14 protein-coding genes are annotated in these 12,677 nt (G+C 39.3%); 2 read left to right on the top strand and 12 right to left on the bottom strand.

Annotation, left to right across the window (positions count from 1 at the left end):
- Positions 1 to 205 precede the first annotated feature (205 nt).
- The 7 genes from PQO05_RS10220 to PQO05_RS10190 all read right to left on the bottom strand — a co-directional run bounded on the left by PQO05_RS10220 (position 206) and on the right by PQO05_RS10190 (position 7,714).
- Complete coding sequence (locus PQO05_RS10220; protein WP_273632730.1) at positions 206 to 2,380, bottom strand: TonB-dependent receptor; 2,175 nt, start codon at positions 2,378 to 2,380, stop codon at positions 206 to 208.
- 106 nt (positions 2,381 to 2,486) lie between these two features.
- Positions 2,487 to 2,801: a hypothetical protein gene (locus PQO05_RS10215; protein ID WP_273632728.1), complete on the bottom strand. Its 315-nt coding sequence runs from the start codon at positions 2,799 to 2,801 to the stop codon at positions 2,487 to 2,489.
- A 144-nt stretch (positions 2,802 to 2,945) separates the two neighbouring features.
- Complete coding sequence (locus tag PQO05_RS10210; protein WP_273632727.1) at positions 2,946 to 3,221, bottom strand: transcriptional repressor; 276 nt, start codon at positions 3,219 to 3,221, stop codon at positions 2,946 to 2,948.
- Positions 3,222 to 3,271: 50 nt separating this feature from the next.
- Positions 3,272 to 4,033, bottom strand: coding sequence for a hypothetical protein (locus PQO05_RS10205; protein ID WP_273632724.1), 762 nt, complete (start codon positions 4,031 to 4,033; stop codon positions 3,272 to 3,274).
- 59 nt (positions 4,034 to 4,092) lie between these two features.
- Positions 4,093 to 5,355: a sensor histidine kinase gene (locus tag PQO05_RS10200; RefSeq protein WP_273632723.1), complete on the bottom strand. Its 1,263-nt coding sequence runs from the start codon at positions 5,353 to 5,355 to the stop codon at positions 4,093 to 4,095.
- Entirely contained in the window at positions 5,352 to 6,029 is a 678-nt protein-coding gene (locus PQO05_RS10195) for a response regulator transcription factor (protein ID WP_273632721.1), read from the bottom strand. The genes PQO05_RS10200 and PQO05_RS10195 overlap by 4 nt, the downstream gene beginning before the upstream one ends.
- Before the next feature lie 65 nt (positions 6,030 to 6,094).
- On the bottom strand, positions 6,095 to 7,714 hold the full coding sequence (locus tag PQO05_RS10190) for a PAS domain S-box protein (protein WP_273632719.1): 1,620 nt from the start codon (positions 7,712 to 7,714) through the stop codon (positions 6,095 to 6,097).
- 164 nt (positions 7,715 to 7,878) lie between these two features.
- Between PQO05_RS10190 and PQO05_RS10185 the strand changes: the two genes are divergently transcribed.
- Complete coding sequence (locus PQO05_RS10185; RefSeq protein WP_273632717.1) at positions 7,879 to 8,364, top strand: VIT1/CCC1 transporter family protein; 486 nt, start codon at positions 7,879 to 7,881, stop codon at positions 8,362 to 8,364.
- Positions 8,365 to 8,368: 4 nt separating this feature from the next.
- Complete coding sequence (locus PQO05_RS10180) at positions 8,369 to 9,040, top strand: cytochrome b/b6 domain-containing protein (protein WP_273632715.1); 672 nt, start codon at positions 8,369 to 8,371, stop codon at positions 9,038 to 9,040.
- A gap of 3 nt (positions 9,041 to 9,043) precedes the next feature.
- Here the strand turns inward: PQO05_RS10180 and PQO05_RS10175 are convergent, their stop codons facing one another.
- The 5 genes from PQO05_RS10175 to PQO05_RS10155 form a co-directional block, all read right to left on the bottom strand.
- Complete coding sequence (locus tag PQO05_RS10175; RefSeq protein WP_273632713.1) at positions 9,044 to 9,733, bottom strand: VIT1/CCC1 transporter family protein; 690 nt, start codon at positions 9,731 to 9,733, stop codon at positions 9,044 to 9,046.
- Positions 9,734 to 9,735: 2 nt separating this feature from the next.
- Complete coding sequence (locus tag PQO05_RS10170) at positions 9,736 to 10,965, bottom strand: DUF3570 domain-containing protein (protein WP_273632711.1); 1,230 nt, start codon at positions 10,963 to 10,965, stop codon at positions 9,736 to 9,738.
- Between the two features lie 17 nt (positions 10,966 to 10,982).
- Positions 10,983 to 11,096: a DUF4266 domain-containing protein gene (locus tag PQO05_RS10165; protein ID WP_273632709.1), complete on the bottom strand. Its 114-nt coding sequence runs from the start codon at positions 11,094 to 11,096 to the stop codon at positions 10,983 to 10,985.
- A gap of 115 nt (positions 11,097 to 11,211) precedes the next feature.
- Positions 11,212 to 12,168, bottom strand: coding sequence for an FAD:protein FMN transferase (locus tag PQO05_RS10160; protein WP_273632707.1), 957 nt, complete (start codon positions 12,166 to 12,168; stop codon positions 11,212 to 11,214).
- Positions 12,155 to 12,586 (bottom strand): thioredoxin family protein, encoded by a 432-nt coding sequence (locus tag PQO05_RS10155; protein WP_273632705.1) that lies wholly within the window; start codon positions 12,584 to 12,586, stop codon positions 12,155 to 12,157. The genes PQO05_RS10160 and PQO05_RS10155 overlap by 14 nt, the downstream gene beginning before the upstream one ends.
- Positions 12,587 to 12,677 lie beyond the last annotated feature (91 nt).

Here is a 12,677-nt window from a genome sequence, read left to right as displayed (position 1 = left end):
CGCTTAGTGCAAGATCTACAAATGTTTGCTAACGTTTAGACCTTGATTCGAGCCCAATAAGACTAAATTCGAACCGCTTTCATAATGATTTGAGAGCCATAGCTTTCCTAATGGCAATCGAAAGTATTGTGAATTAATTGAGATTTCGGTATTCAAGGAGAATTTGACCTACCTGCTTCTTAATTGCCAAATTTTATTATTATTTTCAATTCAACAGTTTAATCCTTAAGCCACAATTGACAACAACCCCTTCAATGGGTGTATAAATATCCTTAAAGATTGGATTAGTAACATTACCCGAATAAATATTATCCCAACGGGTTTGCCTGCGGTCTGTAAGATTTTCTGCGTTAATAAAAATGTCAAGATGCTTCCACATTTTTTGAACTAAGAGTCCAAAAGTGATATAGGCTCTACCTGTAGTACCATCGCTTAGTAATTGTTTACCGGTATAAAAGCTTTCAGCACCTATCCTCAAGCTATTTTCAATTTCGTATGTGGCATCGAAGCTAAACCTGTTTTTGGGCGTTAATGGTTGTGTACCAACCTGATTAAGAGCTTGCAGCTTTGTATCGGTATAAGTATAGCCCAAATAAAAGCCCAGTTCATCCATTGTTAGTTTTAAATTAGTTTCTGTACCCTGCGTACTGATGTGACCAGGCGAATTGATAAAACTATTATTGACAAGAATGAGTGGTTTATCCACGTACGTGTAAAAGAATAACTGATTGATATTAATGAAGGCATCGCCTATTGCTCCACGATAATTTATGTCACCGTTGGTACCATAAGACTGCTCAGCCCTGGTTTTGCCAATGTTCAAGGGTTGTAAGTGCTGGTAACCTTCTTGTTCTGTTTCATCGTTAAAGAGCGTTGGCATTTTGTATCCAAGCCCTCCACCTACCCGGCTGGTAAAATGCTCATCGATTTTAAACAAAGCATTTAAACGGGGCAATATAAATACGCCATCGGATTTATTGCCAGGCGCGGGTGTATTATAATCCAACCTTAAACCGCTCTCGAGTGAAAACCATCTAGTAAACCTGTAAGTATTTTGAGCAAATGCACCAATAGTGGTCAGATCATATTTAAGATCGTTTTGTGAATCAGGGACTGTAAAATGATCGGTTACCCAATTTAAGCCGGTAACCCAATTAGCTCGTTTGCCATTTTTAACATAATTAATCTCACCGTAGGATGATAACTGTTTGCCTGTAAAACTAAAAGCGGGTTCATCAAGTTGCCGATCAAAATACCCCACCGTGTTTTTAAAATTGATTTGACTGGTACTGTCAATTTTATGCGTAAAGGATAACTGAGTAGAAAAACGAAAAGTTTTATTTCGCTCAAAGTATTGGTGAACCTGATCTGCATGAACATCCACAACCTGCATATCTCCTCCATAACGGTTTTCATAAGTTGTGTTCACTCCAAACCAACCGGTATTATGCTCATCGGCATATAAAAATATCTTGGGATTTAATGTAATCCGATTAATTTGCGGTATAGCTGTAAAGCCTGTCGATGCGGGGTCGTAAGCACCATTGTAATTGTAGGAACCCAACATAGTTGCGCCCACATGTTGCCATTTCTGCGAATAAAATATGCTTGCATCGGCTCCTTTAGCGCTGGTGCCATTTAGTAGGAAAGTTAACTCAGGTGTTTTTACAGGTGTCTTGCTAATTAAATTAATTAGCCCTGCAATTGCGCCACCACCGTATAAAGTAGAAGCCGAGCCTTTTATATATTCGACTTGTTTTAGATCAAGCGGACTAATCTGTAACAAGCTCAACCCACCCGAAGATCCCTGATACATAGGCATGCCATCCTGGAGTAATTGAGTAAAGCGGCTATCCAGTCCCTGAACACGAAAGTTTGCTGTACCGCTTACAGCAGAAGTTTGCTGTACGTTTATACCTGTCGATTCGGCTAATAACATTTTAATATTACCGGGACTCATCGCACTTTTTTCATCAAGCTCTTCCGCAGGTAGAGCTTCTATACGTGTAGGTATATCCCTTAGGTTTTGGTTGGTACGGGTTGTTTGGATGGTTACCTCGTCCAACTCATCAGTCTGTGGCTCTAAGCCAAATTCTATTGGACTATCAGGATGTGACAACGGAAATGTCAAAGTTTTTTCCTGACTGCTAAAACCAACGTAGCTAATTTTTACTTCAAATTTTCCGTTGGGGATATTTTTAAGTGTAATTAGTCCGGCAGAGTCACTGACCGTATTAAGCGTTAAACCGGCAATATTTGCAGAGGCCCCTTTAAGCGGTTCTTTCGTCCTATCATTACGAACGATGGCCTTAAATGTATTTTGAGCGTAAAGGCAATTAGCAATAAAAAGCGTAAATATAAATAGGAAAGTTTTTTTCATAATCGTGGAGCCCGTGTCTTAGACTATGCTCAATAAAGCACACCAAAAACCAGAGGCATTAGAAATAATGCGATGAATAATAAAATGAGTAAATGATTTAAATAGCTTAGGCTAAAGGCGGCCTGAAACACTCATTTTGATAATCGGTAGTAGCTCGATGTTTATAAGGCATCGCCCTCACTTTCTCTTTGATAGGTAAAGGTGAAAATCCGAAAACAGTTAACTGGATTTCAGCCAGTATGGGATTTGCCTGATGCTGAAACTGAACGCTATTGCTGCTGTTTTGTGGTTTGTCATTTTGGTTGTTCCCAAACAACTCCTTTCCATGCATCAGGTAATCGCCCACAAAGTCTAATATACCCAGTTCGTCTTCAGTGGTAATCCTGGTGTAGTTTCGGTACATGTCTGGAATATCACGCATTAATGAAAAATCACCTAATGGCAATATAAAACCGCTTATTAAAAATAAGCAAGCTAAAAACCCACTGACAGATCGTTTCAGCATTCCCGTAAAGATACAGAGGTTATAGATTAATTAATAATAAAAGCGGTACAATCTCCTGCATCATTTCCTAACCATCCGATACGCGTTTCTATTGTATTTAAGGATTTGCTTTTCTATGATACCGTTTTCCATAAAAAGTCTCAGCCTGCTATAAAAAGTACTAATACTTATACCTAAGCCTTTCTCTTTCATTTCTAACCAAAGCGTTTCCGCATCTGTATAATCGGGATAATCACCCATTAACTGAATGATCAGGTCGCTAATTTCATTATACTGTTGCTGACTTTTGGTAAGGCGCAATGAAGCAGATTGATGTGACCTTGAGTGGCTGAGCATAATTTAAATTACCTTGTTAACTATAGAATGTTTTCTAAATGTGCTGATGGTTAAAACCGTCGGCCTATAATAATCTTAAATATCAGCTTATCTGTACTATCTGTAAACCCGGAACCAATACCTCCGTTAAATTCCCAGTCAGGACTTACATTCAGGTCTGTGGCAATAAACAATTGTTGCTCTTCCTGTTGATAAGGGTAATAATGAAAAAATGGCCCGGTGCTACCGTAATATTCTAACCCCAGAGCAACAGCTTTTGTAATATCGTAGCTACTCTTAACATTGGGCGAGAAAATCATTCCCCGGTTAGCATCTGGCCCAACAAAACTTTTCTCCAGTGTTGGATTAACAGATATATATAGCTTATTCCATTTCTTATCAATAATTGGCCTGATCTCTAATGTAGTTGTATTGGCAGAGAATTGTTTCTTCTGAAATCCAAATTCTGTAGAGATACTTACTCCAAATGGCCAGTTCCAACTTAAAGGGGCTGCTACCCTTGGCCTGATATGCGAACCAACATAGGCTGTGCGCCCGTCGTTACCTATGGAGTTAAATAAATAAAAACCGGTTTCGAACCACGGTGTCCAGCCGTGGGTAATTTCAATGGTTTCGTGTACTACATGATTATCCGGCAATTCACCATTAGAACCTGTTATACTCCCATTAGCGGTATAATTGCTGTGGAGTTCAATCATTGTTCGCCCTTTCTCCACAGTTTCAGAGCCATATACCTGTATTTCGTAATTGTCTTGTGCCCTTAGTTTAATTGTGGTTGAAAGAAGAATCAGCAGAAAAAATAATCTCTTCATTAATCAATGCCTATTGTTTAGCGGCAATGATAAAGGACGATTTTGAGGACAATCTGAAGCTATAAAACAGTTGACGGTTCAAAGACAATTTCAAAGGTATGCATGGATTCGTGATAAGAATACGCCACCTCCCAGCCATACATTTTACAAATATTTTTTACTATTGTTAAGCCAAGGCCGGTGCCTTCTGATTTTTTACCCTTTTGAAACCTATCGAATATCCGCTCAGCGTTAAGTGCATTGGGGCTTCCGGTATTTTGGATCAGTAATACATCTTCAAACAAGGTTACTATTAACACGCCTTTATTGTTATTGTGCCTGATAGCATTGCTAATTAGATTATTGAACAAAATATCGACCAGGTACTTGCTTACTATAACCTTGCGTGATATCAAGTTTGCAATCACATTTAATTCCTTAGTTTGGGTGAGCTCCTGAAATTGTCTGAGCTTATCCCTTAACAGCTTTGTCAGATCTATAACTTCTGTATCGTCTATCAGGTTATTTTCGATTTTAACCAATAACAGAAGCGAATGATTAAGCCTCGAAAGCTTACTGGTAGCACCATAAATATCATTGATTTGCTCAAATTGTTCTGGCTTCAGTGTTTCATCCTGAATTAAGGTATCTAACTTAGATGTGATCACGGCCAATGGGGTCATCATCTCATGCGAAGCATTTTCGGTAAACGCTTTCAGATTTTGAAAATCATCTTTCACCCTTAACGACATTATTTCTATCGCCTGATCCAGCTCATTAAATTCATCTACCCTGGTAGTCAATAATTGGTGTTCCGAATTTTCGGATACATTAAAGTCTTTTAGCTGATTTAACAGCCTGTAAAATGGCTGCCATAACCCATTTAACACATACCTGTTGGTTAAAAACAAAATTAGCACCAAACAAGCCATTAATACGAGCGTGATGATGGCAATTATTTGGATCAGGTACTCTGTACTCTCCCTTGATATAACGATGGTGAATTTGTAGGTTACCCCATTCAGAACAACTGATCCTTCTGCGGCACGTCCATTTTCTGATTTTTGTTCCCTGGGGTTTTGATATAGGGCATCGAAAAACCGTGTATTTATCCCGTGATTAACTTTTAAAAAAGTGGTCTGATCTCCGTTAAAATCTGCTTTCGGTAACTGATGATTTGTGTTTATATATTCGAAAAGCTCTTCTATTTCTTCATCCAAATCGCGGTCGAGCTGATTTTGCGCAATAAAATTGATAGCAAAAAAATAGATAACCGCCCCCACCAATAATACGATTACAGATACAATAATACTTGCTTTATTGTAATGGGCCGATAATTTCATACCGCACTAAATTTATAACCAATGCCATATACAGATTTCAGATAATCATTAGCCGATGCATCCAACAACTTTTTACGTAAATTTTTAATGTGGGTATAAATAAAATCAAAGTTATCATGCATATCCATTTCATCGCCCCATAGATGCTCAGCAATTGCATTCTTCGATATTACCTTTCCTTTATTGGCAATAAAATATAGCAGCATATCATACTCTTTTCGGGTTAATATAATGGGCTCATTATTAATCTCAACACCCCGGCCAAGCAGGTCAATTACAATTTCGTTAAAAATTAGCCTGTTGTTACTATTAGCTGCCTTACGGCGAAAAATGGCCTCAACCCTGGCTTTAAGTTCGGCTAAATGAAATGGCTTGGTCAGGTAATCATCAGCCCCGGTATTTAATCCTTTAACCTTATCATCTAAAGAGTTGCGGGCAGATATAATCAGCACCAACTCATCTTTCATCTGTTTTTTCAGGAAATTTAAAACCGCAAACCCTTCGCCGTCGGGCAAACCGATATCAAGCAAAACACAGTCATAAGTATAGCTTGCCAGTTTAGATATGGCCCCCGCTAAATCATTGCAGCTTTCGCAAATATTGCCATCTTCATTTAGATAAGAAACAATATTATCACGCAAACCTTGCTCGTCTTCAATAATCAGAATCTTCAACTGGCTTTTTAATCAAATATAAATTTTGATATTGGAGTAAATCTGAAGTTACTATTTATTGCCATTTAATTTTCGGGGTACTTTTCTGTAATATAATTTGATTTATCGTTAATTTCTTTGATTTTGTTATCTAATTCTTGTGTAGATATGTCAAGATATTCCAGAACCTGTATCCTTTCATTTTCGTCTTTTGAGGATTTCAATAACGGGATGAGTCCCATAATACGCGCCAACGGCCCTCTTACCATGTGCGATTGCACCCACGAAATTTCTCTGAACACTTTATTCTGATCTTCCAAAGATTTTAAATATAGTTTCCGTTCGGTAATATCCCGACCTGTAATACACGCACCAATAATTATATTATCCTTTCTTACGGGTGTAACCGTATATCTTATCCAGGAGACTTTTTTAGGACTGGTTAGATATTTGCGATCATATTCTACGGTTTCACCTGAATGTACTTTGTGCATAATTTGATGAAAATAAGGAAGCCTGGACACTTCGATGTAATCAAAAATGCTCTTGCCTGCTTTAAAAGCATTTTGCCTCTTATTGAAACGGATAGAGTACTCGGCTCGCGGATTAAAAGTTATAATCTTTCCAGCCTTATCTATCAGTACAAAACCATCGAGCGTGCTTTCAAAAATGGCTTTTAAATTCATCTCAGATTCCTCCACCCGTTTATTGGCGTCAAATACCTCAAGCTGATATTCTACCTGTTTGGTAATATCTGTCGCTAACACAATTCGGGCCTCGTAGCCTTCAAAATTCAATAAGTTGCTTTCTATTTTTACATAAATAGCGCTTTTATCTTTTTTGATATGCATCGAATTACCATCATAATATTTTCCTGAAATCTTGTTTTTTTTAACGATATCTTCAATCTCGGGCACCTCTTTCGCGGGCCTGATATCTCTTATGGTCATAGATAAAAATTCTTCTTTGGCGTAGCCATAGTGCCTAACTGCTGCCTCATTTACATCCAAAAACCTTAGCGTATCAGTATCAAAAAGCCACATAGGTAAAGGACTTTTGTAAAAGATGCTTTTGTATTGTTCCTCTAAATGAGTTTTCGTCAAAATAGTAGACTGAAGGCCTTGAAAAATTTTATCGATAAGCAAAACGATTAAAATACTGGCAAAAATTAAATTGGTGCTAAAAGCAATCCATTTAACCGGCGTATACTCCTGGATTAAAGCAGAACCAAAAAGTCGCTGACTTATTACCAAAGCAAAAAAAGCAAGCAAAATCGCGTTGATAAACGTTAATAAATAAGCATGGCGGATCGGGAATATAAGCGAGGCAAGAACACTAATAAAGAACAAATAAAAAACACCCGGCCCTAAATACCCCAAAATATTAATCAAGAAAATAGACAAAATATAGAAAATGCTAATGACACCTACCTTACGGGTTCGTATAGACATCCTTTTTGAAAATGTAAAGAAAAGCAATAAAAAAAAACAAAATAAGTCGATTGCAATTATTACGGGAAGCCCTTCACGCGCTGCCATGAAAATTCCTGGCGTTAATGCCACCAGACTAATGGGTGTGCAATAAATAAGGAAGTTTAAAAACAATTGATTTTGCCAATAACGCAGATTTTTATCATCGGTTCCCAAGTCAAAATCCAATCTGCGTTTTACAAAGGTTTGGTATTCAAGAAATACTATTTTTAACATCCGATTATCGTTACCATTTATTTAAGCAATATATCACAAATAGCCCTTCTCAAATTGCTTCTCGATGAATATAAATTTTAATATTGGAGTAAGTCTGAAGCTTGTATTTATTTACTACAGATTTGCTTCAAATTCGGTCGTTACTTTAAACCCAAATCTGCTTCATGAATAAAAAAAACGCTGCTACATTTGTAATACAAAAAGTCCAGCCAGGTCTGCTTGGCCTGATGGATGGCTCAGTATCTACGCTGGCACCCATATTTGCGACGGCCGGGCTAACCGGGCAACCTATCAAAGCCTTCTATGTAGGATTGGCGGCTTCACTTGGCGCGGGTATCAGCATGGGGCTTGCCGAAGCATTATCTGACGATGGTACCGTAACCGGCCGCGGCAGCCCGGTTGTTAGAGGTAGTATTACCGCATTTGCAACTGCACTTGGTGGCATGTTGCATACGCTTCCTTTTTTGATAGGTAACCTTCAACATGCGCTGCATTTGGCTTATGCCGTAGTAATTTTCGAATTATTGGCCATTGCTTTTATCCGTTACCGGTTTATGAAAACGCCGTTAGTATCAACCATTTTGCAGGTAATAGTTGGCGGAGGGATTGTATTTGTATTGGGGATATTTTTAGGCAAAGCAGGAACTTAATGATATGAGCACTATAGAACCTATTCGCAAGGATGTACAACATCCCGCACAAGTAAAAAAATATTCAGCACCGCTGCGTTTGTGGCATTGGGCTAATACAATTGTTATCAGCGGTTCGCTAATAACTGTATTAATAAATTCAACATTAACTGACGACCATAACACATCCTCTTTTATGCAGGATGCATTTACAAAGGCTGGTGCTACGGTTACGGCAGAGCAAGCTAAAACTGTCGCACATGCGTTAAGCGATAAAACCTGGGATGCACATATCTACTTTGGCTACGCTTTAGCAGCATTGTTGTTCTTTAGGTTAATACTGGAGCTTTTTCAACTGGCAGATCAGAAGTTTATCAGGAAGTTAAAAAGCACATGGCATCAATTTCAAACCATTAAGAAAAACCGGGAAGCTGCCAGGCATGAGCTTACCGTAAAAGCTATTTACAGTGTGTTTTATCTGCTATTGTTTATTATGGTTGTAACCGGTTTATTCTTAGCTTTTGAGGATGCCCTGGCTGCTTTTAAATCAATAAGGCATACCGTTAAAAGCATACACGGGTTTTGTATGTATTTGATTCTGGCTTTTATTGCCGTGCATTTGGCAGGTGTATTTTTGGCAGAAAGAAAAGAAAGCAAAGGTATTGTGTCTGATATGATTAATGGCGGGAGCCAATAATAATCATTTTCCTGTTATCAGTTTAGCCATCAGGAAGGCGGCACCAGCTGCCAGCGCGCCAATAATAACAACCTTTAAAGCACCGCTTAACGCGGGCTGACCCGTCATTTTACTCTTAAAATAACCAAAGATAAACAGGCAGATGAGGGTAACCCCACAGGAATAATACAAGGCCTGCTGCGCATGATTAATAATGATGTAAGGAGAAAGCGGAATAATGCCGCCAACGATATAAGAAACACCGATAGTTATCGCACTTTTAGTTGCCCTATTGGCATTAGGTTCTTCGAGCCCTAACTCATAGCGCATCATAAAGTCTACCCATTTCTTTTTGTCCTTAGCCATTTCATCGGCTATTTGTTGTTGCAGAGGTTTAGAAAGACCAAATTCAGCAAACACTTCCATTACTTCGGCTTTTTCCTGTTCGGGCAAACGCTCTACTTCATCATACTCCCGTTTTAATTCAGACTGGTAATGATCTGCCTCTGTGCGGCCGGCAAGGTAACCGCCCAAACCCATAGCTATGGAACCTGCTACTATTTCGGCAATGCCTGCCGTAACAACCAGCGTTGATGAACTGATAGCCCCGCTTAGCCCAGCAGCCAAAGCAAATGGTACGGTTAAACCATCAGACATACCAATAACAATATCCCTGATGGTTTCTGAACTGGTTACATGATGCTCGTGATGCATGGTTATTTAAACTTCATTGCTAAAGTTACAATATTGCTGTTTAATCCCGTAGAGCGCATATAATGCCCGTATCTTAACTCCAACGAGTTGAACCGCTGCCAGCCAAATACGCCTTTTGGCGGTGCTAAACGAAGGTTTGCACCTACGAAATTGCTGTGCAGCGTTGATAGATCATAATCGCTGGTATAATAAGTATCTGTTGGATTGTGCTGGCCATAGGGTGCAAAATACCGCGTGCCTGTTTGGTAATTGTACCTATAATATGGGCTGACTGATACAAACGACGAGAACTTAACAGGCACTTCTATCTCGGCTGTATGGGCTCTTATACCCCAGTTATCCATGTAGTAACGGTAAAAAGTACGGATCACAAAATGATCATCCAGGAAATAATTAAACCGTAAACCAATTGGCAGTTTATATCTACCGCCTGGCAGGTTCTCTGCGCGCTCAGATCCGTCTGTAAAATAATCACGCTGGTATCTGGTAGCCAGTAATCCTTTTTGATACGATGGTTCTACAACAATTAAAGCCTGCAAACGCGTGCTCAAAACCTGAGATAATGAAAAAGATGTACTAAACGAGTTTCGCGGTGCAGACGGATAATCCCAATGTTCACGCTCTTGCTGTGCGTTAGGATTGTAACCCGTTCGCAATTCTATCGGCAATATCACCTTCCAGGTATCCAGGAATGCCTGCGCTTTAAAATCGAACTGTGTGTTTTTATCTTTTGATAATCGGGTCAAATTAAAACCAGCGCCAAACGATTGGTAATCAAATTCGTGAGAATATGAGCCTGTAAAACCGAATGAGTTACCGGTTTTCTCGTTTAAGCTTGTCCAATTTAAGGATGGATACACACGGGTATCCTGCATTGATGCTGATGAGATAGTGCTTGGATCAATCTTATCAGACGATGCCGAGGTATAATGATCTACACCTAATTCAAAAAGGTAGGTATTTTTTCTACCGCTTTTACCGTACTTCGAAAATTGTACATCAAGCGTGTTGGCGAAATCGGTTAACTTTTCTGTACCTATCCCTCCAGTTACCGCAGAGTTATTACCGTTTTGGTGATAATAACCCGATACGAAATTCACCTCATCGAGGCTTAATTTACGCGACTGGTAATTAGATGTATCTTTAACAGCTTGCTTTTCGGTTTGCGTTTGCGCATGGGATGATAATATGCCCATGTATAGCATTAAAACGCCTAAATAAATTTTTCTCATTTAGTATTTGACGTTTATTAATTACAACCGCAACCACCACCACTTTTGCCACCGTTGGCACCCGAAGCACCTTCGCGGTAAAGCTGAAAACTCTGCTCAAATTTTTGAGATTTACGCGCAGACAATTCCATCTCCGAATCATTAATCCGGTTTTTTTGATAGGCCTTAACCGAGCTACAGGAGCTTAACCCGCAAATTATACAGCAACATACTAACAGGATTAGAACAGGGGCTTTATGTATCATCTTAATTTTTGATATTGATATTATGTGAACTATGAATTTTATTGTTGTCGTCTACAATAATGCAGGCCATGTGCTTGAGCTGATTAATAAGATCAAGGCCTACCCTTACGCCCATTACCATTACAGGCGTGGCCATAGCGTCAGATAGTTCGGCACTTGGACTGATGATGCTTACACTCTTTATGTCGCTAACGGGTAACCCTGTAGTTGGGTCAATAGTATGCGAGTATTTTTTACTATTGATGGTTACGTACTTTTCGTAATTGCCCGATGTTGCGATGGCCATACCGCTGATGTTTAATCTCGAAAACGGCACTGTGCTTTGGTCCGGATCAGCAATGGCAACAGTCCAGGGTGTGCCGTTGGGCTGGGTTCCCCAGCTCACTAAATCACCTGCTGCGTTTACAATGCCACTTATAACACCTTTTGCCTGTAATAGCAATTTTGCCTTATCGGCAGCATAACCTTTGCCTATCCCACCAAAACCTATGCGCATCCCCGCTTCTTTCAGGAAAACCGTATTATTAGAGGCGTCAAGAATTACATTTTTATAGTTGATTAAACGCACCGATTGTTTAGCCACTTCTGCACTTGGCAACGAAGTCATACCTTGGTCGAAATTCCAAAGGCTTTTATCAATTGAACCGTAAGTAATATCAAAAGCGCCTTGTGTTAACTCAGATATTTTTATCGAGCGGGCTATTAAACCAAAAACTTCTTCATCAACTTTAACCGGCTTAATACCTGCGTTCCGGTTTATCTCATTGGTTTGACTGTCATCGCTAAAGGTAGTTAGCAGTTTTTCTATTCGTTGAACCTCCGAAATGGCAGAATCAATCTGTTTATTAGCCCAATTTTCATTGTCTGCAACCACCGTAAACTCAAAACGGTTGCCCATAAGTTTGAGCACGCGTTTGTATGCAGCCAGGTTACCGACTTGTATTTCAGCGGGCTTCATATTTCTTAACGTCTGTTACAAACTGATCTGGTGTTTCATCAGGAAAGCCGTCCCAGGCTTTCAATACCTTGCCATTTTCATCAACCAGTAACGTGTAAGGAAATTTACCTTCAGCATTATATTTTTCTGCCAGTGCCTCGTTAAGTTTTACTTGTTCTTTACTGGGTTGATTTTTCTTTTGGCGTGGGAAATCAGCGCGCACCAGAAGCAAATGATCTGCCGCATATCCCTCGAAGTTTGACGATTCTAATATCTCTTTCCTTAAGCGGATGCATGGGCCACACCAGTCGGAACCTGAGAAATTGATGAGTATTAATTTATGTGTTTTGCCTGCCTCAGTTTTTGCAGTGTTAAAATCGCCCAGCCAGGTAACAGATGGAGCGAACAGAGTAAATAGTATAATGCTTAGTAACCTCATTCTTATAGGATTATTATCTCGTACTTAAACGAAATGCGTAATAACAATATTACAAACAGAATCTGAAGCTAATCTGAAGTTCAAGTCTTCT

Source organism: Mucilaginibacter jinjuensis (assembly GCF_028596025.1).
GTDB classification, from domain to species: domain Bacteria; phylum Bacteroidota; class Bacteroidia; order Sphingobacteriales; family Sphingobacteriaceae; genus Mucilaginibacter; species Mucilaginibacter jinjuensis.
Note: the sequence above shows the minus strand (reverse complement) of the source record. Positions and strands in the feature narration are given on the sequence as shown.

Excerpts from the sequence above, each read along its gene's own strand:
- PQO05_RS10155 (WP_273632705.1), bottom strand. The coding sequence starts at position 12,586 with ATGAGGTTACTAAGCATTATACTATTTACTCTGTTCGCTCCATCTGTT.
- PQO05_RS10160 (WP_273632707.1), bottom strand. The coding sequence starts at position 12,168 with ATGAAGCCCGCTGAAATACAAGTCGGTAACCTGGCTGCATACAAACGC.
- PQO05_RS10165 (WP_273632709.1), bottom strand. The coding sequence starts at position 11,096 with ATGGAATTGTCTGCGCGTAAATCTCAAAAATTTGAGCAGAGTTTTCAG.
- PQO05_RS10200 (WP_273632723.1), bottom strand. The coding sequence starts at position 5,355 with ATGAAATTATCGGCCCATTACAATAAAGCAAGTATTATTGTATCTGTA.
- PQO05_RS10175 (WP_273632713.1), bottom strand. The coding sequence starts at position 9,733 with ATGCATCACGAGCATCATGTAACCAGTTCAGAAACCATCAGGGATATT.
- PQO05_RS10170 (WP_273632711.1), bottom strand. The coding sequence starts at position 10,965 with ATGAGAAAAATTTATTTAGGCGTTTTAATGCTATACATGGGCATATTA.
- PQO05_RS10215 (WP_273632728.1), bottom strand. The coding sequence starts at position 2,801 with ATGCGTGATATTCCAGACATGTACCGAAACTACACCAGGATTACCACT.
- PQO05_RS10190 (WP_273632719.1), bottom strand. The coding sequence starts at position 7,714 with ATGTTAAAAATAGTATTTCTTGAATACCAAACCTTTGTAAAACGCAGA.
- PQO05_RS10185 (WP_273632717.1), top strand. The coding sequence starts at position 7,879 with ATGAATAAAAAAAACGCTGCTACATTTGTAATACAAAAAGTCCAGCCA.
- PQO05_RS10220 (WP_273632730.1), bottom strand. The coding sequence starts at position 2,380 with ATGAAAAAAACTTTCCTATTTATATTTACGCTTTTTATTGCTAATTGC.
- PQO05_RS10210 (WP_273632727.1), bottom strand. The coding sequence starts at position 3,221 with ATGCTCAGCCACTCAAGGTCACATCAATCTGCTTCATTGCGCCTTACC.
- PQO05_RS10180 (WP_273632715.1), top strand. The coding sequence starts at position 8,369 with ATGAGCACTATAGAACCTATTCGCAAGGATGTACAACATCCCGCACAA.
- PQO05_RS10205 (WP_273632724.1), bottom strand. The coding sequence starts at position 4,033 with ATGAAGAGATTATTTTTTCTGCTGATTCTTCTTTCAACCACAATTAAA.